The organism is Accumulibacter sp., from assembly GCF_036625195.1.
GTDB lineage: Bacteria > Pseudomonadota > Gammaproteobacteria > Burkholderiales > Rhodocyclaceae > Accumulibacter.
Genome location: NZ_JAZKUG010000001.1, coordinates 1,082,749 through 1,102,133, shown reverse-complemented (window position 1 = coordinate 1,102,133; position 19,385 = coordinate 1,082,749). Strand labels below are relative to the sequence as shown.

Annotated in this window: 15 protein-coding genes and 1 pseudogene; 13 read left to right on the top strand and 3 right to left on the bottom strand. The window is 61.3% G+C overall.

The features are described from left to right. Positions 1 to 197 precede the first annotated feature (197 nt). The 5 genes from V5B60_RS22140 to V5B60_RS04730 all read left to right on the top strand — a co-directional run bounded on the left by V5B60_RS22140 (position 198) and on the right by V5B60_RS04730 (position 5,835). On the top strand, positions 198 to 446 hold the full coding sequence (locus V5B60_RS22140) for a BRO-N domain-containing protein (RefSeq protein WP_434735303.1): 249 nt from the start codon (positions 198 to 200) through the stop codon (positions 444 to 446). 191 nt (positions 447 to 637) lie between these two features. Further along, positions 638 to 1,384, top strand: a complete 747-nt coding sequence (locus V5B60_RS04745; protein WP_332345873.1) for a hypothetical protein — start codon at positions 638 to 640, stop codon at positions 1,382 to 1,384. Between the two features lie 371 nt (positions 1,385 to 1,755). After that, positions 1,756 to 2,382: a hypothetical protein gene (locus tag V5B60_RS04740; protein WP_332345872.1), complete on the top strand. Its 627-nt coding sequence runs from the start codon at positions 1,756 to 1,758 to the stop codon at positions 2,380 to 2,382. Beyond that, entirely contained in the window at positions 2,375 to 3,121 is a 747-nt protein-coding gene (locus V5B60_RS04735; RefSeq protein ID WP_332345871.1) for a hypothetical protein, read from the top strand. The genes V5B60_RS04740 and V5B60_RS04735 overlap by 8 nt, the downstream gene beginning before the upstream one ends. Then, complete coding sequence (locus V5B60_RS04730) at positions 3,118 to 5,835, top strand: hypothetical protein (protein WP_332345870.1); 2,718 nt, start codon at positions 3,118 to 3,120, stop codon at positions 5,833 to 5,835. Before V5B60_RS04735 ends, V5B60_RS04730 begins: the two co-directional genes overlap by 4 nt. Positions 5,836 to 6,184: 349 nt before the next feature. On the opposite strand, the pseudogene V5B60_RS04725 reads toward V5B60_RS04730, so the two are convergent. Further along, positions 6,185 to 7,209 (bottom strand): annotated as a pseudogene (locus tag V5B60_RS04725) (IS91 family transposase). Positions 7,210 to 7,219: 10 nt separating this feature from the next. Then, a complete protein-coding gene (locus tag V5B60_RS04720; RefSeq protein ID WP_332345869.1) occupies positions 7,220 to 8,068 on the bottom strand; it encodes a tyrosine-type recombinase/integrase in 849 nt (282 codons plus the stop codon). A gap of 861 nt (positions 8,069 to 8,929) precedes the next feature. Between V5B60_RS04720 and V5B60_RS04715 the strand changes: the two genes are divergently transcribed. The 4 genes from V5B60_RS04715 to V5B60_RS04700 all read left to right on the top strand — a co-directional run bounded on the left by V5B60_RS04715 (position 8,930) and on the right by V5B60_RS04700 (position 13,419). Then, positions 8,930 to 10,609 (top strand): Mu transposase C-terminal domain-containing protein, encoded by a 1,680-nt coding sequence (locus V5B60_RS04715; RefSeq protein WP_198301804.1) that lies wholly within the window; start codon positions 8,930 to 8,932, stop codon positions 10,607 to 10,609. A 2-nt stretch (positions 10,610 to 10,611) separates the two neighbouring features. After that, positions 10,612 to 11,520: a TniB family NTP-binding protein gene (locus tag V5B60_RS04710; RefSeq protein ID WP_089416951.1), complete on the top strand. Its 909-nt coding sequence runs from the start codon at positions 10,612 to 10,614 to the stop codon at positions 11,518 to 11,520. Beyond that, the gene (locus tag V5B60_RS04705) at positions 11,517 to 12,734 is read left to right on the top strand and encodes a TniQ family protein (protein ID WP_089416609.1); all 1,218 of its coding nucleotides are present in this window, start codon (positions 11,517 to 11,519) and stop codon (positions 12,732 to 12,734) included. Before V5B60_RS04710 ends, V5B60_RS04705 begins: the two co-directional genes overlap by 4 nt. A 61-nt stretch (positions 12,735 to 12,795) precedes the next feature. Continuing rightward, the gene (locus V5B60_RS04700) at positions 12,796 to 13,419 is read left to right on the top strand and encodes a recombinase family protein (protein WP_003155741.1); all 624 of its coding nucleotides are present in this window, start codon (positions 12,796 to 12,798) and stop codon (positions 13,417 to 13,419) included. A gap of 127 nt (positions 13,420 to 13,546) precedes the next feature. On the opposite strand, the gene V5B60_RS04695 is transcribed toward V5B60_RS04700, so the two are convergent. Beyond that, positions 13,547 to 14,203, bottom strand: coding sequence for a TetR/AcrR family transcriptional regulator (locus tag V5B60_RS04695; protein WP_332345868.1), 657 nt, complete (start codon positions 14,201 to 14,203; stop codon positions 13,547 to 13,549). A 105-nt stretch (positions 14,204 to 14,308) separates the two neighbouring features. Here V5B60_RS04695 and V5B60_RS04690 point away from each other — a divergent pair, with 105 nt between their 5' ends. The 4 genes from V5B60_RS04690 to V5B60_RS04675 are packed head-to-tail and all read left to right on the top strand — an operon-like array spanning position 14,309 to position 19,381. Next, positions 14,309 to 15,328 carry an efflux RND transporter periplasmic adaptor subunit gene (locus V5B60_RS04690; RefSeq protein WP_332345866.1) on the top strand — a complete coding sequence of 340 codons (1,020 nt, stop codon included), beginning with the start codon at positions 14,309 to 14,311 and terminating at the stop codon, positions 15,326 to 15,328. Beyond that, positions 15,325 to 17,094: an ATP-binding cassette domain-containing protein gene (locus tag V5B60_RS04685; RefSeq protein ID WP_031347191.1), complete on the top strand. Its 1,770-nt coding sequence runs from the start codon at positions 15,325 to 15,327 to the stop codon at positions 17,092 to 17,094. The genes V5B60_RS04690 and V5B60_RS04685 overlap by 4 nt, the downstream gene beginning before the upstream one ends. Then, on the top strand, positions 17,094 to 18,254 hold the full coding sequence (locus tag V5B60_RS04680) for an ABC transporter permease (protein WP_074246031.1): 1,161 nt from the start codon (positions 17,094 to 17,096) through the stop codon (positions 18,252 to 18,254). The genes V5B60_RS04685 and V5B60_RS04680 overlap by 1 nt, the downstream gene beginning before the upstream one ends. After that, positions 18,251 to 19,381: an ABC transporter permease gene (locus V5B60_RS04675; RefSeq protein ID WP_240189486.1), complete on the top strand. Its 1,131-nt coding sequence runs from the start codon at positions 18,251 to 18,253 to the stop codon at positions 19,379 to 19,381. Before V5B60_RS04680 ends, V5B60_RS04675 begins: the two co-directional genes overlap by 4 nt. Positions 19,382 to 19,385 lie beyond the last annotated feature (4 nt).

Genomic DNA, 19,385 nt, shown 5'->3' with positions numbered 1-19,385 from the left:
ACTGATAGGGTCGAGGATCCCGCTCACGGCGAGGAAGAACGCCGGAACGGAGCTGGAAGGCCGCTGGGACGCTGGAGGAGAAGGAAGGTCTGGGACACACCGCTTTCAGAGGATCATTGCCATGACCACCACCGCCCCCGGCGCGTCCACGCCTACCGGGTTCCTTTTCCACACCTCCGAAGTGCGTACCCTTTCCCGTGACGACGAGCCTTGGTTCGTCCTCGCTGACCTCGCCAACGTTCTTGGCTTCTCGCGCAGCCGGGGCGCCGCGCATCCTCGACGACGAAAACGGAGCGCACATTCTGCGCACCCCCGGCGGCGATCAGGAAGCGACCATCATCATCGAGCCCGGCAGCTACGCACTGGCACTTAAGAGCCGGCGTCCAGAGGCGCGCGAATTCCGCAATTGGGTCACGGCGAAAAGGTGCGTATCAGCAGTTCCCTAACGCAAGATGCGGCGCACCTGCTCCTGAAACGGTTAGAGGACGAATTCCGGGAGGCGCAGGATCGCAGCGACCGGAGACGGTGCAGTACCAAGGCGGCCGGGAGTGAGGGTTTTACCGCATCAAACTCGGCGGAACGAACTACGGAAAGCCTCACCGAGAGCGTCGGGGGGGTGTGAGAGAACGAGAGCACCATGTCTGCACGGACCATCATCAGCATTTCCGATCTGCCTCAACTCCTGAATGAGGTCTATCCTACCCCCCGCCCCAATGCCAGTCCTGCGCCTGAGTCTGTCCCGGTCGTTGGACCCGAGGTCGATCTAGACATCACTTGCAAGCCAGATGCGATCGAACGTCCTGCGGTGACGACGTACTTGGGGGAACGCAATTGGATGGGATATGTGATCCGCGCAGGGCGTAGGGGCAAGTTCCCTGTAAAGGACTCGGTCGGAAGGCCGATTGCCTATTCCGACGACACTATCGGCGTGAACTACACGACGGTTCAGGCCGTGGCGAAATGGTTGACCGAATACTGCGACATGGATGGCGACCTATTTTCCGCTTGGTACGAAACAACGTCGGCCTCCGATACCGAGTTGCCGGTACCGGAGGCATCCGGAGCACAGCGAGAGACTCGACCCGGACTCACAAAACAGGAAATACTCTCAGTCGAATGGCCCCTGCCTCCCAGAGCCCCACCGCTCAAGAAAATCCTTGACGAGATACCGAAGTGGGTAGATGGCGCCTGTAACAGAGTGGGACGACCGGGTAAAGGGGTCGGTGGCTCGCACCTCTGGAATCCAGCTCTTCTCGCCCATTGCCTCGCCACACCGACGCCGCACAAGAAATGGGTAGTTCGCAAGCCAGAGCTGACCAAGTTCCTGAACGACTACTTCCCGGATTTCTTGCCGCAATGGGAAGACAGCGCTGAGTACCTTTGAACACCGGGTGCTGTTTCCGGTTGAAATACCGGGTGTTCGGCTGGTAATCCTTGCCAATACAGGGAATCAATACCGGCAGTAATGCCCCGCGGAAGGCCCGTAATTTGAAATGCGCTCCATACCGTGCAGACGGGTTAATTGGAGTCGATTCAAATGCGAAACACCAACACCGCGCCGAGTACCCGCCCGGCGGCCGCAAGACTTTCTACCGAATCCGCCGCTGCCCGGCTGTTCCTTCGCCCGCAAACCTTGCGGGCAGCCCTTTGCCGCAGCGGCCATTTCATGGGCATGATCCCGCTCAAGCTGCCGAATGGTCGCCTTCTCTGGGACGCTGACGCCGTTGAGCGACTGCTGTCCGGAGAGGTGGCCAAATGAACAAGATCCACGAACTCTCACTGGTCCTGCCGCTTGTGGCGATTGCTGCCGACGTACAGTCGAAATCCTGCGACTGTTGCGAAAAGGTCGCGCCGCTGTCGGCACTGACCTGCTGGATCCTGCATTGCGAGGGCGAGTGGCTGATCGCCTGGATCTGCCGCGATTGCCTGGTTAAGGTAAAGGCGACGAACGGCGCAAGTATCAAGCGCGGTATGCCGATTACGGAGGAGGAGATCGACGCCACACTTCTCTCTGCAGCCGAATGGCTGGACGGCGAACTCCTCAAATGGAACAGAGGCGAGTCATTTGTCCGCCGACCCACGTTCGCAGAGACTCAGCGCGCCCGCAAGGCCGGTCAAGTGGTTCCCGAGGGGGCTGCGGTGGTTATCTCCCGGAACAACGAAACTCACCTGCGCCGCCGTCCTCTGCCGATGCCTTTTTCCTGGGAGGCAGATAGCGAATGGATAGCGGGGCCGGGAGCGGCACGGGCAGCGCTTGCCATCGCGGATGCGATTGAGCGAGGGGAAGCCAGCATGGTCGTTCTTGCTGGGGGTAACCAGTTGGTCATGACCAACTCCCCCGAGATTGTCGATGCACTTGAGAGAGGACATCACCATGACTGAGATCCTCCACACCCTCAGGCAGGACCAGGACAAGGCGATGACGACAGCGATTCAAGCAACGCTCCAGAGGCCGTCGTTCAGACCAGAAAATGAGCCCCTTCGAAACGCGCCGAACAGCATCGCCAATCTGAGTCGCGAGCAACTGCTTGGACAGTACCGCAGTGTTCAAGCCATCGAGTGTGAATTCGGAATCGATCACGCGACATTGCCGCAAGCCGCTGCTCATGCAGCTGGTCATGTGATTGTAGCGAAAGTCATGGGAGAGACCATTTGTGGGGCTCGGTTGTTCCGGCAGAGTTATACCGGGAAGCCCGTCTGGCTTGGCCGGAATACGCGAACTTGGCGCGGCGATGATGGTTTGAGAAAGTACGCCAGCGAGAACCCCGTGCTCCTCCTCAGGGCGGCGATCAACAACATCGCCGGTTACTTTGCCGAAGCCGTCGCGGGACTCTCTCATCAAGCGTCCAACCTGGATGAGCGCTTCAACGCGGCACTGTATCCAGAAGCCATCGGCGATGCCGTCGGTCTTCCAGCTCTCGCGGTCAAATGTGTAATGGCAGATTTTGTGCTGAGCACGTTGGATGTCCACAGGCGGCAGCTCGACGTGGTCCGCGGTCACTTGGCACGGAAGCGCCGCATGACGCAGCGAGATGCCGGGCGAATGCTTGCCGGCGTCAAGGAGGTCTGCGTGGATGACCTGCTGGAGAACTTGCTGAGCATGGGAGGAGTCAGGTCATGAGTGGAGGAAGCTGCACATTGCTTACAGCAAGCAAACCGAGGATTGTTGGGAAAGAATTCTGGCTGGACAAAGAGGGGAAGCTGCAGAAGAAGACGACGGCTTACGTCTCAACCGGACAAATGGAGACGGAAACGTTCCAGAATCTGGAAGATTTTTCCAACTTGTTGCAGAGCCTGGCAACCAATCAGTGTCTCGTCTATGGACTGACGCCGAGGAGCCCGATCCGTCTTGTACCCGAGGCTACCTGGAACCGCTTAGGGAAACCGCAAGACAAAATGCCACGCAGCAAAGCGATGATGCACTGGCCTGCGGGCCCGGGCATCCTCATGCTCGACTACGATGCCCCAAAGGACGACAGCCCGCCCTTTGACAAAAATGGTTTGCTCCAGGCGCTGAGGGAAGCAGTCCCTCAGTTCCTCGACTTCGAACTGCTGTCGTGGCCCAGCACGTCCTCCTGCATTTTTCATGGTGACCGGGAACTGATCGGCGTCAAAGGCCAGCGCATTTATGTGATGGTCAGTGATGCGCGGGATATTCCTCGCGCGGGACAGGCACTTCTCACCAAACTGTGGGCGATGGGGTATGGCCGTTACGAGGTCAGCAAGTCAGGCTCCCTGCTTGAGCGCGGGCTGTTCGATTCATCCGTATGGGAGACGAATCACATCGACTTCGCGGCCGGTGCAGAGTGTCGCGGTGCTCTGGAGCAGCGTCGCGGCGAACCGGAGTTGATCGAGGGATACCTTGGTGGGGCGATGGATACCCGGAACATTATCCCGGGTCCGACCGCCGAAGAGAGCGCTGCTGCTGCGGCAAACAAGGCGGCAGCGAAGGCTGCTCTGAAGGAGGCGGCTGCAATAGCGCGAGAGCAATGGTCCTGCGAGCGCGTCTCGGAACTGTGCGCGAATGCTCCCGGCACTGACGACGTTCAGGCCCGCCAGATTGTCAAGCGCGCTGCCGAGCGACGGGAACTCATGTCCGACTGGACCATCATCGTCTGGGACGACGGCCAGGAGCGGCAGGTCACCATCAAGACCGTTCTCGCTGACAAGGGTAAATACAGCGGGATGCAGACGCTCGACCCGCTTGAACCGGATTATGACGGCCGTCGTCCGGTTGGGAAACTGTACTTGGACGGTGCCCAGCCACGCCTTCATTCGTGGGCGCACGGCGGAACCACCTTCAAACTGTATGGCCAGCAGGTGGAGATCGAGATTGTCGAGGGCAAGGAGTCTGAGGCCACCGACGCTTTGCTCCAGGTGTTGCGCGACGCTCCAGCTGTCTTCGATTTCGGTGCGGAGCTGGTCACCATCGGTGATGCAGGCAGACTGATGCCGCAGGACGAACATGCTCTGCGGTATCTTGTCGGTGGTCTGGTGCAATTCTATTCTCTTCACCCTCAGAGGGAAGGCAGGCCTCCGAGACGCAAGCTCGAAAACCCACCTCCAAGTGTTTGTCGGAGCGTCTTGGCTTTGCGAGACACGCGACGACTGAAGCCTCTTGAAGCGGTGATCAGCGCTCCGACTGTTCGGCCTGATGGCAGTTTGTTTTGTACACTCGGATACGACGCGAATACTCACCTGTTGTTCGACTGCGACCAGACACCGCCCTTCGTTCCGGAGACTCCGACGGTCGAGCAGGCGCGGCAGGCACTCGATCGTTTGTGGCAGCCGTTCAAGTATTTCCCCTTCGTGGGCAACATTGACCGAGCAGTACACCTGGCTGCACTTCTGACGGCGGCGGTTCGTGCTGTCCTGCCTACCGCGCCTGCTTTTGGCTACGATGCGCCGGTACAAGCATCAGGCAAGACCCTGCTTGCGCGCAGCGTGGGCGTTCTGGCCGCCGGCAGTGGCCTGGGTGTCTGGCCGCATACCTCAGGTCGCAATGATGATGAGGTTCGCAAGCGCCTATTCACCGTGCTCCGATCCGGTACCAGGGCACTGGTCTGGGATAACGTTACCGGCATCTTCGATTCGGGTGCCATGGCATCGCTGCTGACCTCGCCCGATTACCAAGACCGCATTCTGGGCGTGTCCGTATCGAGCCTGGTGCCCAACCGTGTGCTACTGCTGATGACGGGCAACAACCTGTGCTTGGCCGGCGACATGGCACGACGCGCGCTCGTTGCGCGTATCGACCCGAAATCGGCCCAGCCGTTTGCCCGGGACTTTGCGATTGATCCGTACGCAGTCTGCGTTGCTGACCGCCAGAACATGATTGCCGCGGCATTGACGCTAATCCGGTTTTACCTGAGCGCCGGCGTCGAGCGCCTTGGGGCAGGGCGGATGGCAAGCTTCGAGCAGTGGGACGACTGGGTCCGCCAAACAGTCATCTACGTCGATCGCGCGCTTGATCCCGGAAAATTCGGTGACATCATGGAGCAGGTCAAGGCAAACCAGGCCAACGACCCCGATCAGGAAGCGCTCGGCGCACTCCTGCGTTCGTGGCAGATGTGTTTCGGAGAGAATGCGGTCACCGCGGCCGAAGTACTGAAAGAAGCCCACTCACCGTTCAACACTGCCGACGCATCGGCAGGACAGCTTGGCGCGGCGCTGGAGGAATTCAACCCCAGGGGCGGGGACTTGTCGTCCAAGTCGCTCGGACGAATTTTGAAATTCCGGCTGGACCGCGTGGTTGGCGACCTACGTCTTGAGCAAGCCGGCCAGCGCGACGGGACGATGTTGTGGCGCGTGCGCGCTCTGCCGGATCGTGTCTGACCCCGCGGAGACGACCGGAATCTAACGAATAGCGTTTATCTGCCGCGCCGAAAGCGTCCGGCCTAGCCTCTGGTGCACCCGCGGCAGATAAACCTCGTTGGACTGAAGCGCCTCGACGGCGGTACCTATGGGGATTGTAAGCGTCCCGTGCCACTGGTCAAGTCACGGGTAAGGCTCAGACGGCTTGGCCAGAGGCAGACGAGCGGCTTCCTGCCGTTCGCGAGCCGGTGACCGGAACGAACCGGGCGCTCCGACAGACAGAAAGCAGCGCCGGAGTGGCGCCTTCGGGACGCAGGCGACGCGCCACCCCCTGGCAGCCGGAACGGCCATCGCCACCCCTTGGCCCTTCTCATGGCGGGCCACGAACCGAGGCGCCCGGCGGCGTCGCCAGGCGCAGCGGCGGAATCCCCGCCGTCGGCACGAACCGTCCCGCGCCGCAGTGGGGACAGCGCACCCACTCGACGCGTCCGACGCGCTGCAGGAACTGCTGCACCGTCGCCGTGATCTCAGCGGATGGGTCGCCGGCAACTGGAGCACGCGTTTGCCCGGCGTCGCGCGCACGCGAAAACGGACCGTCGTCTCGTCCATGCCGACGAGACGCTCGTTCGAGATCGCCGCCCGATGCGTGTAGCGAGCGAGATACTCGAGCACCTGCTCCGGCACGCCGAGCTGCTGCTTCGCGTAGACCACCCAGTCGTGCCGCAGCAGGCGCTGGCGCAGCGCGCGCCTGCGCTTGTCGTCGGCCAGCGCTTCGGCCAACGGCTGGCCGGCGCCCCGGGCGTCACACAGTGCGGCGAGGAACTTGCCCCGAAAGACCGGTGACAGCGCCCGGACCGGAAACAGGAAGCCGCGCTTGGGCGACTTCCATTCTCCCACGGCCGTCAGTGCCCCGCCGGCGACCAGAGCGTGCACATGCACATGTCGCCCGACGTCCTGCTTCCAGGTGTGCAGGACCAGCAAGAACGCCAGCTTGCCGCCCAGCCAGCGGGGATTGGCGGCGAATTCGGTGAGCGTGGCCGACGCGGCGGCGAAGAGCATCTCGTAGATCACGCGCGGGCGTAATCCGATCAGCGCGTTCAGGGCATGCGGCAGGGTGAACACCGGATGGAAATGCGGCACCGGCAACAGCTCCTGGCGCCGTTTCGCCAGCCAGTCCTCCTTGGCGCGGGTCTGGCACTGCGGGCAGTGGCGGTTTCGGCACGATTGGTAGACGTGTCGCGTCACACCGCAGCCGTCACAGGTCTCGACGTGGCCGCCGAGTGCGGCCGTGCGACAGGCGACGATCGCCCGCCAGACCCTGGCCTTGGCCGGTGCCAGAACCTGCTTGGCGAGGTACGCCGGCCCGTGCCGGCGGAAGACCTCGGCCAGGGTCACTGGCGAGAACTCAACCGAGCGGGGCGAGCAGCTCCAGGGGCGAGGTGTTGCCGGTCAGCTTCGAGCGCGCCAGATGCAGGTAGCGCGAGGTCGTCGACAGATGACCATGGCCGAGCAGTCGGCCGATGCTGTAGAGATCGACGCCGGCTTCGAGCAGGTGCGTGACGAAGGCGTGGCGAAGACCGTGGATGCCGCCCTCGGGGGCGATGCCCGCGGCGTTGCGCGCCGCACAGTAAATTCGCTGCGCGGTCTGGATTTCCATCGGGCTGGTGCCGGCCCGGTTGGGGAACAACCAGAGCCGCGGGCGGGCGTCGCGCCAGTAGATCCGTAGGGCTGCCAGCACGTGGGGCAACAGCAGCGTGTAGCGATCCTTGCCGCCTTTGCCCTGGCGCACCTTGAGGCACATGCGATCGGCGGCGCTCCCGATGTCCACGACCTGCAGGGCGCAGACTTCGGACACCCGCAAGCCGGCGCCGTAGGTGGTCATCAATAGTGTTCGCCCGCGCAGGGTTCGCGCCGCGTCGATCAGGCGTGCGACCTCTTCGCGCGACAGCATCTGCGGCAGACGCTGAGGCACCTTGGCCATCGGGATGTCGAAGCCCACTTCCGGGCGACCAAGCACCCGACGATAGAGGAAGCGCAACGCAGAGGAGGCTTGATTGACGCTCACGTAGGCGAGCTTCTTGTCGCGGATCAGGTGCAGCAGGTAGGCTTGGACCTCCTCCACGCGCAGCTCTGCCGGCGATCGATGGTAGAACATCGCCAGTTCCGTCACCGCGCCGAGATAGGATTCCTGCGTCCGTGCCGCCATTCCCCGCAGGCACATGGCGTTACTCATCCGTTCACGCAGCTCACTCATGACTCTCTCCTCGATGGCTGCGGGGACGTCCCCCGCAGCGAGGAGGATCGAGGATTTGCGGGCGGAGTGGGAAGCGAGCCGCGGACCCGTCAGGGTGAGGGCGAAAGCGAATTCAGGGGGCGACAGCGAGAAGAGAAGGAGCGGTGGGCTGTGGTGGGGTGCCCACACCAGCGCGCAGCGCTTTAGTTCAACCTTGGCTGGGTTTGGGGGGGGTTACTGGGTTTGTAAACCATCATTGTGTACACAACAGGAAATTTCTCCTGTTACTGTAATAGTAAACAGTTGGAAACAAACCCGGCAAACCCAATCAAACCCCGTCACCTCTTTCATGCCTACTCGCGTCGGCCAGCACGTGCTGATACGACACGCCGAAACCGGGCGGCGTCTCGTCGGTGGCCGAGTCTCGGAGACAGTCAGCGGACGACCATGGCGCAGGTCCGCAACCTGGACGTCTGATATGCGCGCGGTCGTGGCAGGTTTCGAAGGAAGCACGCCTCATCGGCAGTGGCGGTGGTGATCTCCGCGATCAAACGCGCACCCACTCGTCGCAACGCGCCTAGCGCCGGCCTGATCGGTTCTGCCCTGAGCCGCCCCATCGCTCCGGCGGCGAGGTCACGACACAGCGCACCTCATGTGTGTCGATGGATGTGCGGCTGACCGCTCTCAAAACCGACCGTTTTTGAGAGTACCGGCGAAGCTGTCAGGCGGGCACGCAAACTCTGTCATTTTCAGAAGACGACTGCACCAACTGACGGGGCGTGACGCCAAGTGTGCAGGCCACTCCTGACGGCGTAATATCAGAAGTCATCCGCACCGATCTCGACTATGCTCAATACTCGTGTGCACCAAAGCGAGGTGAGCATGGCGACCGATACCACACCGATTACCGAGCACGGCGTTGCCACCCTGCCAGATCAGGCATGGGAGCGTGCGCGCCGTCGCGCGGAGATCATCGGGCCGCTGGCACAGTCGGAGACGGTAGGGCATGAAGCGGCCGACGCGGCAGCCCAGGTACTGGGTCTGTCCCGGCGGCAGGTCTACATCCTGATCCGCCGTGCCCGGCAAGGCTCGGGGCTGGTCACTGACCTGGTTCTTGGGCAGTCGAGCGGCGGCAAAGGTAAGGGCCGCTTGCCGGAGCCGATCGAACGCATCATCCGCGACCTGCTGCAAAAGCGGTTTCTGACCAAACAGAAGCGCAGCCTGGCGGCGTTCCACCGCGAGGTCGCGCAGGCTTGCAAAGCGCAGAAGCTGCGGGTGCCGGCGCGCAACACTGTGGCGTTGCGGATCGCCGGCCTCGATCCGCGCAAAGTCACTCGCCGCCGGGAAGGCCAGGATGCGTCCCGAGACCTCCAAGGTGCCGGCGGCGTGCCTCCCGCCGTGACTGCGCCGCTTGAGCAGGTGCAGATCGACCACACGGTCATCGACCTGATCGTGGTGGACGAGCGCGACCGGCAACCGATCGGCCGTCCGTACCTCACCATCGCCATCGACGTGTTCACCCGCTGTGTGCTCGGCATGGTGGTCACGTTGGAAGCGCCGTCCGCCGTCTCGGTCGGCCTTTGCCTCGCGCATGTCGCCTGCGACAAGCGCCCTTGGCTGGAAGGGTTGGACGTGGAAATGGACTGGCCGATGAGCGGCAAGCCCATGTTGCTCTACCTGGACAACGCGGCCGAATTCAAGAGCGAGGCCCTGCGCCGGGGCTGCGAGCAGCATGGCATCCGGCTGGACTATCGTCCGCTCGGGCAGCCGCACTACGGTGGCATCGTGGAGCGGATCATCGGCACGGCGATGCAGATGATCCACGACGAACTGCCTGGAACGACCTTCTCCAATCCCGACCAACGCGGGGAGTACGACTCCGAGAAGATGGCCGCCCTGACACTGCGCGAGCTGGAGCGCTGGCTCGCACTGGCAGTCGGCACCTATCACGGCTCCGTGCACAACGGCCTGCTTCAGCCGCCGGCCGCGCGCTGGGCCGAGGCTGTGGCGCGCATCGGTGTGCCAGCAGTCGTTACCCGCGCCACGGCTTTCCTGGTCGATTTTCTGCCCATCCTCCGCCGCACGCTGACCCGCACCGGCTTCGTCATCGACCACATCCACTACTACGCCGACGCGCTCAAACCTTGGATCGCACGGCGCGACCGCCAGCCCTCTTTCCTGATCCGGCGCGACCCGCGCGACATCAGCCGTATCTGGGTGCTGGAACCGGAGGGTCAGCACTACCTGGAAATCCCCTACCGTACCTTGTCGCACCCGGCTGTCACCCTCTGGGAGCAACGCCAAGCATTGGCGAAATTGCGGCAGCAAGGGCGCGAACAGGTGGATGAGTCGGTGCTGTTCCGCATGATCGGCCAGATGCGCGAGATCGTGACCACCGCGCAGAAGGCCACACGCAAGGCTCGGCGTGACGCGGATCGTCGGCAACACCTCAAAGCATCCGCTCGGCCGGACAAGCCCGTTCCGCCGGGAACGGACATTACCGACCCGCAGGCCGACAACCTGCCGCCGGCCAAACCGTTCGACCAGATCGAGGAGTGGTAGCCGTGGACGAATATCCCATTATCGACCTGTCTCACCTGCTGCCGGCGGCGCAGGGTCTGGCCCGTCTGCCAGCGGACGAGCGCGTGCAGCGTATCCGCGCCGACCGCTGGATTGGCTACCCCCGCGCGGTCGAAGCGTTGAACAGGCTGGAAACGCTGTATGCGTGGCCGAACAAACAACGCATGCCCAACTTGCTGCTGGTTGGCCCGACCAACAACGGCAAGTCGATGATCATCGAAAAGTTCCGGCGCACGCATCCGGCCAGTTCTGACGCCGACCAGGAACACATCCCGGTGCTGGTCGTGCAGATGCCGTCCGAACCGTCGGTGATGCGCTTCTATGTCGCGCTGCTCGCCGCGATGGGTGCGCCACTGCGTCCGCGCCCACGGTTGCCGGAAATGGAGCAACTGGCGCTGGCACTGCTTCGCAAGGTCGGGGTGCGCATGCTGGTCATCGACGAGCTGCACAACGTCCTGGCCGGCAACAGCGTCAACCGTCGGGAATTTCTCAACCTGCTGCGTTTCCTCGGCAACGAGTTGCGCATCCCGCTGGTCGGGGTCGGCACGCGCGACGCCTACCTGGCGATCCGTTCGGATGACCAGTTGGAAAACCGCTTCGAGCCGATGATGCTGCCGGTGTGGGAGGACAACGACGATTGCTGTTCGCTGCTGGCCAGCTTCGCCGCCTCGCTCCCGCTGCGGCGATCCTCGCCGATTGCCACGGCGGACATGGCCCGTTACCTGCTCGCGCGCAGCGAGGGCACCATCGGCGAGCTGGCGCACCTGCTGATGGCGGCGGCCATTGCCGCCGTGGAGAGCGGCGAGGAAGCGATCAACCACCGCACGCTCAGCATGGCCGATTACACCGGCCCCAGCGAGCGGCGACGCCAGTTCGAGCGGGAATTGATGTGAAGCCGGCACCACGCTGGCCGCTGCATCCCGCCCCGAAAGAAGGCGAGGCGCTGTCCTCATGGCTCAACCGCGTGGCCCTTTGCTATCACATGGAGGTGCCCGACCTACTGGAGCACGATCTTGGTCACGGCCACGTCGATGACCTAGACACCGTGCCACCACTCTCGCTGCTGGCGATGCTTTCCCAACGGAGCGGCATCGAGCTGGACCGGCTGCGCAGTATGAGCTTCGCCGGCTGGGTGCCTTGGCTACTGGACAGCCTTGATGATCAGATTCCAGACGCATTGGAAACCTATGCGTTTCAGCTCTCGGTGCTGCTGCCAAGACTCCGCCGTAAGACGCGATCCATCACGAGCTGGCGTGCCTGGCTCCCCAGCCAGCCGATACACCGCGCCTGTCCGCTCTGCCTGAACGATCCGGAGAACCAAGCCGTACTGCTCGTGTGGAAGCTGCCCCTGATGCTGAGCTGCCCGCTGCATGGCTGCTGGCTGGAATCCTATTGGGGCGTGCCAGGGCGTTTTCTCGGCTGGGAGAATGCCGATGCCGCCCCACGCACCGCCAGCGACCCGATTGCGGCGATGGACCGGCGCACCTGGCAGGCGCTGACCATGGGGTATGTGGAGCTGCCGCGCCGGCGCATCCACGCCGGATTGTGGTTTCGGCTGCTACGCACGCTGCTCGATGAGCTGAACACCCCACTTTCCGCGTGTGGAACCTGCGCGGGGTATCTCCGCCAAGTCTGGGAAAGCTGCGGGCATCCGCTGCGTGCTGGGCAAAGTCTGTGGCGACCGTATGAAACCCTGAACCCGGCAGTACGATTGCAGATGCTGGAGGCGGCGGCAACGGCAATCAACTTGATTGAGGTGAGGGACATAAGCCCGCCAGGCGAGCAGGCAAAGCTATTCTGGTCCGAGCCCCAAACCGGGTTCACCAGCGGCCTACCGACGAAAGCGCCGAAGCCAGAACCCATCAATCACTGGCAGCGTGCAGTCCAGGCCATCGACGAGGCCATCATTGAAGCGCGGCACAACCCCGAGACGGCACGCTCGCTGTTCGCGTTGGCTTCCTATGGTCGGCGCGACCCGGCTTCCTTGGAACAGTTGCGCGCCACCTTCGCGGAGGAAGGCATCCCTCCGGAATTTCTGTCACATTATGAGCCTGATGAACCCTTTGCATGTCTTAGACAAAATTACGGGTTAAGTGACAAATTTTGACGGCCAGAGCTTTCTGGCTCACACTGTCACATAATCGAACGTATACGTGACGGGTGAAAAGGTGCTGATCGGCTACATGCGGGTATCGAAGGCGGACGGATCCCAGTCCACCAATTTGCAACGCGATGCGCTCATCGCCGCTGGTGTGAGCCTTGCGCACCTTTACGAGGATCTGGCCTCGGGCAGGCGCGATGATCGCCCAGGGTTGGCTGCTTGCCTGAAGGCGCTTCGTGAAGGGGACACGCTGATCGTGTGGAAGCTCGATCGGCTTGGCCGTGATCTGCGCCACCTGATCAACACCGTGCACGACCTAACTGCGCGTAGCGTGGGCCTGAAGGTCCTGACCGGTCACGGTGCGGCGGTCGACACGACGACTGCCGCCGGCAAGCTTGTGTTCGGTATTTTTGCCGCGCTGGCCGAGTTCGAGCGTGAGTTGATTTCCGAGCGAACAGTCGCTGGACTTATCTCGGCGCGCGCTCGCGGCAGGAAAGGGGGGCGCCCCTTCAAGATGACCGCCGCCAAGCTACGCCTGGCGATGGCCAGCATGGGGCAACCGGAAACCAAGGTGGGCGATCTCTGCGAAGAACTCGGGATTACCCGGCAGACGCTCTACCGGCACGTGTCGCCCAAGGGCGAACTGCGGCCAGACGGCGTAAAGCTGCTCTCCCTCGGTTCAGCCGCATAAATGGAGGCGACCTGGAACGGGGCGCTGTTCAGTGCGGCAACGATCCGATTACCGGTGTCGACCCTGAGCGGTCAGTCTATGCTTTGGTGACGCAACGACCGGTCTGGAGTAGCGTCGCGGTGTAGCGTTAGCTACCTCGGCGGCTGGCTTGCTCCTTGGTGGCCAGTAATCCTGCCAAAGCAAAATGCTTGAGATGGCTTTTGAGTTCATCTGCGGGCCGCGTCATCAATGCGCGAAATGGAGTAGGCGTATCGCGGTCCACTACCAGCATCATCAGCATCGGTGCGATGACGCTCAGAACGCACCGCAACAACGCCGGGTCCTGTGCGCTGAATCCAGTAACTTCCGAAAGGATGTCGCTCATGAGCTTGAAGCGCGGCATCACCCCTTCTCGAACGAGGGCTGCTAGGTGGGTAGAAGGTGCAACCAACTCCCGGGCGAATACACGTCCATGCCAGCCCCCTTCGTCGTAAAGCCGGTCGACAATCATGTCGATGGCTGCGGATAGTTTGTTCTCCGCAGAATCCTGCCGAGCGTGAATTTCCTTGAGCTTCTGAAGGTTAATCGGTTGCTCATATCCTTCGAAGAGAACTGCTTGATACAACCCGTCGCGGCCGCCGAAGTGGTAGTTGATGGCGGCAAGGTCTGTTCCGGCCGCTTCGCAAATCGCTTTGTTTGCGGCCCCTGCATAGCCAAGTCGTGCAAATAGCTGCCCGGCAACTTCCAGGAGGCGGGCTCGAGTTGCATCTCCATCGGCACGCGCTGCTCTCTTACGTCCAGTCATAGTCTCCAACCCTTTATTGATTCCTGAATGCTACCATAGTTGCAATTCAAATTGAATTTGAATATAGTGCGTCTATCGAGAACGTCAAGCGCAGGAGCATCGAATATGAACCGGAAAATTCTCGCCGGAGTTGCGATAGCAGTTGTTGGAGTCGTTGGTGTCAGCGCTTGGCTGTGGAGCGGAAACTCCTCGCAGAAGAACGACATCACGCTGCTTGGCAACGTCGACATCCGTCAGGTTTCACTGGCCTTCCAGGACAGCGAGCGCATTGTTGAAATGCGGGTTGAGGAAGGGGCGAAGGTCACAGCTGGCCAAGTTCTGGCGGTGCTCGACACTCGCACGCTCGAGCTTCAGGCGGCTCAGACCGAGGCTCAAATCGAGGTAAACAAGAAGGCTTTGCTGCGCTTACGCAACGGTTCGCGCCCGGAAGAAATAGGTCAGGCGCAGGCCCGGGTGGATGCTGCTACTACCGATGCAAAGTTGGCCGAGCTGGATTTCCAGCGGATGCAATCCATCGCAGAGGAAACTCATGGTCGAGGCGTTAGCCGCCAGGAATTGGACCGGGCCGCAGCGACATTAAAGGCGGCTCGTGCAAAAGTTGAAGACCAATCAATGGCCCTACGCCTCGCCAAATTAGGTCCGCGCTCTGAAGACATCGAGCAGGCGGCAGCCCAGCTCAAGGCATCGGAAGAGTCGTTGGCTTTACTCCGGCATCGCATTTCACTGGCTGAATTGAAAGCTCCGACCAATGCCGTCGTGCGTTCCAGATTAGCCGAGCCGGGCGACATGGCGTCGCCGCAAAAACCGGTCTACGCCTTGGCCATCGTGCAACCCAAATGGATACGCGCTTACGTAAATGAGGCGCAGCTTGCCCGTGTCCGGCCAGGGATGCCGGCTGAGGTCAAAATAGACGGACTTCCTGACGCATCCATCGCCGGGGAGGTTGGATATATCTCCTCGGTAGCGGAATTCACGCCCAAACCCGTCCAAACGGAAGAGCTACGAACGAGCCTTGTCTATGAGGTCCGCGTACTGGTCAAGGACCCTGACGACCAGCTACGGCTGGGCATGCCAGCCACTGTCCGCTTGGCGCCTAATCACCCCGAGGCACTCGGAAAATCATGACCACAACTGCTCTCACCGTTGATGCAAAGGATGTCGTCAAACGCTTCAAAGGAGCGGTTGGCGGGCCGGCATTGAACGGCATCACCCTCTCGATTCCCAAAGGGCAGCTCACCGCCCTCGTGGGGCCTGATGGCGCGGGCAAGACCACACTCATACGGTTAATCGCTGGTCTGATGAAGCCGGATTCAGGGAGCCTCTACACACTGGGCATTGATGTGGCCGCCAAGCCCCAGGAGGTACAAGACCTCATCAGCTACATGCCTCAACGCTTTGGCCTCTATGAAGACCTGAGCGTCATGGAGAACCTTAATCTCTATGCCGACCTGCACGGCGTACCAATGGATGAGCGTCGAGAACGCTTTGACCGCATGCTGTCCATGACAGACATGGCCGCATTCACCAATCGCCTGGCAGGAAATCTATCGGGCGGCATGAAGCAAAAGCTTGGGTTGGCCTGCACGCTGGTACGTTCCCCCCGGCTACTTCTTCTCGACGAACCGACCGTCGGCGTTGACCCGCTCTCCCGCCGTGAGTTGTGGCGCATCGTGCAGCAGCTAGTCGAGGAAGAAGGTCTTCCGGTGATTGTGAGCACGGCTTACATGGACGAAGCAGAGCGTTGTAAGCACGTCATCGTAATGACTGAAGGGCAAGTGCTAGCCCAGGGCACACCGGATGAACTGTGCCGGCCGGCCAAGGGCCGTTGCTTTGTTGCCTATCCGCGGGAAGGTGAGTTGGCCAGGACGCTACAGGCGAGACTTATCGACGATAAGAGGCATGTTCTCGATGCTGTGCCGGAAAGCGGCGCGGTGCGCTTTATCCAGGCTGGGGGCACGGAGCCTCGTGACCTTGAAGGAATACTTCTGGGAGCTCGATGCGAGGCCACTCCCTCCCGCCTCGAAGATGGAGTGATGACCCTCCTGCGCGAGCGTGCGACCCAGGACGGCCACGAGGATGCGGTTGAGACCAAGAATTCGTCTGTACAGCTCGACACGAAGGACCCAATCGAGTTAATCAAGGTCCGCGACCTGGTTCGCCAATTTGGCAGCTTTACAGCGGTTGCCAGTACCTCGTTCAGCGTTCGCCGAGGCGAAATCTTCGGTCTACTCGGGCCCAATGGCGCGGGGAAGACGACCACATTCCGCATGCTTTGCGGCCTGCTCCCGGCGACCAGTGGCTTCCTCGAGGTGGCGGGTTTCAACCTGAGAACCGCCCGAGCACCTGCTCGCGCTCGCATCGGCTATGTCTCCCAGAAGTTTGCCCTGTATGGAAATCTGTCCGTCACCGAAAACCTCACGTTCTTCGGAGGCGCCTATGGCTTGGGCAGACAGGAGCTGTATGCCCAGGTAGAGCGAGCGCTAGACGAATTTCAGCTGCGGGAAAAGAAAGACGAACGAAGCGGTGAGCTTCCCGGCGGTTTCAAACAGCGGCTGGCCATGGCCACGGCCCTGATACATCGCCCCGAGATTCTCTTTCTCGACGAGCCTACAAGTGGCATCGACCCACTCGCTCGTCGCGCTTTCTGGCGGCGCATCACGACGCTTGCTGCCGAAGGCACCACCATCATCGTGACGACGCACTTCATGGAGGAAGCTGAGTATTGCGACCGCATCGTCATCCAGGATGCCGGGCGCTTGCTGGCGATTGGAACACCTCACGAAGTTCGCAGCCAGGCTTCTGGTGCGGCGAACATGAATGAGGCGTTCCTGGAGATTATCAAGAAGGCGCGCGAAAGCAGGCAGACCGGCTTCAATGCGGTGGAGGCCTGATGATGCAAACCCAATCGACTTGGCTCCCACGAAACTTGAGTCATTTTTGGCGACGGCTCAGGGCGCTCACCATCAAGGAGTTTCGCCAGCTGATACGCGACAAGAGCAACCTGGCGATAGGTATCTTCCTGCCCATCGCACTGATACTGCTCTTCGGGTACGGACTCTCGCTCGATATTCGGAATGCGCCAGTCGCCATCGTCCTGGAAGATGGCGCGCCCATGGCGCGCGATGTTGTGGCGGGATTGCGTGGCTCGGACTACATCGCCCCTCGTTACGTCACGACGATGGCCGAGGCGGAAGCCCTGATGCGTGGCCGCCAGGTCGACGGCATTGTCCGCATCCCCTCCGACTTTTCTCGGCAACTGGCTCAGGGCCGAGGAACGGTACAGCTTGTCGTCCATGGAACGGATGCAGCGACGGCCGCCAGTCTTCGTGGTTATGTGTCCGCAGCCATTGATGGATGGAACAAGCGCCGCGCCGATAGCGCCGGCAGGGTCAGTGCTGCTCCAGGCGTGGAGCTTGTTGACCGTCTCTGGTTCAACTCGGCCAATTCGAGCACCTGGTATCTGGTTCCTGGGCTGATAGTCCTCATCATGACCCTGGTTGGCGGATTCCTAACCTCGATGGTCATCGCCCGGGAATGGGAGCGCGGAACGATGGAGGCCCTTTTCGTCACCCCGGTGCGTTCCCTCGAAATACTGCTCGCCAAAATCATCCCGTACTTCGCGGTGGGTATGGGAGGGCTGACGCTCTGCCTGGTCGCCGCCCGGGGGTTGTTCCATGTGCCGCTTCACGGTTCGCTCTGGGTGCTGATGGTCAGTTCAATGCTTTATCTGATGGTCGCACTGAGTCTGGGGTTGTTGATTTCAGCGGCCGCCCGCAATCAGTTTCTTGCAAGCCAGGTCGCCGTCATCATTACCTTCCTGCCGGCCCTGATGCTCTCCGGCTTCCTGTTTGACCTGCACAACGTACCGACCGGCATCCAGAAGGTCGCGTCCATCCTGCCTGCAACCTACTACGTTGAACTGGCGCGCATGAGCTTCCTGGCCGGCGACAACCTCAACCTAATCGTGCGCGACTGGACAATCCTTGTCGTGCAGTTTGCCGTGCTCATCACGGGCGCGCGTCTACGAACCAAGAAGACATTGGACCGATGATGACTCTGCTCGAATCCATTACTGGTTCTCTTCGCCGAATCTCCTTCCTGTTCCGCAAGGAAGTCTTGGCGATTTTGAAGGACCCCGCCATCCGGGTAATTCTCATCGTCCCGATTGTTATCCAGTCGCTGGTCTTCGGTTACGCGGCCACCTACGACCTCAATCATGTGCGATACGCCGTTCTAAATGAGAGTCATGGCGCAGCCTCGACAAATCTGCTGGCTCGTCTGGAGGGCTCAAAGGTCTTTGTACGGGCGGCGACGCTGCGCAATTCAAGCGATATTGCTCGTGCTATCGACAATGGCGAGGCGCTGCTGGTTCTCCACTTCGCGCCCGACTTCGACGCGAAACTAGCATCAACGGGTAGCGCACCTGTTCAGCTCATTCTCGATGGGCGTAACTCGACCACTGCCAATATGGCGGCTGGCCACCTGAGCACCCTGATTGGCCAATTCAACGCTTCACTACCCAACGCGGTACGTCCACCCGTCAACATTGAAATCCGAGCCTGGTTCAATCCCAACCTGGAATCTCGGTGGAACATCGTTCCCGCCCTGATTGCTTCCCTGAGCATGATTCAAACTTTGCTGTTGGCCGCATTGTCGGTGGCCCGTGAGCGTGAACAGGGCACGTTCGACCAACTGCTCGTGACGCCACTGCGACCCATGGAGATTTTGATTGGCAAGGCGTCGCCGGCCATCACTATCGGACTGGTGCAGGCAAGCCTGGTTTTCTGCGTGGCGCTGTTCTGGTTCCGGATTCCGTTCCAGGGGTCCTTGGTTGTGCTCTATGTGGGGCTTGTCGCCTTTACAACGGCCTGCGTTGGTATTGGTCTCTCCATCTCGGCGCTGTCCCTGAATATGCACCAGGCAATGGTTTACGCCTTCGTACTCATCATGCCGCTCATCCTGTTGTCCGGGCTCGTCACGCCCGTTGGCAACATGCCTACCGCACTACAGATTCTGACTTACGCCGACCCGTTGCGATTCGCCATCGACCTGGTTCGCCGGGTCTATCTGGAGGGTGCTGGTTGGCAGGACGTAGGAATGGATTTTGTCCCGATGCTGGTGATAGCCGCGATAACGCTTCCCGTTGCCGCATGGCTTTTCCGAAATCGGCTGACCTAAGGGG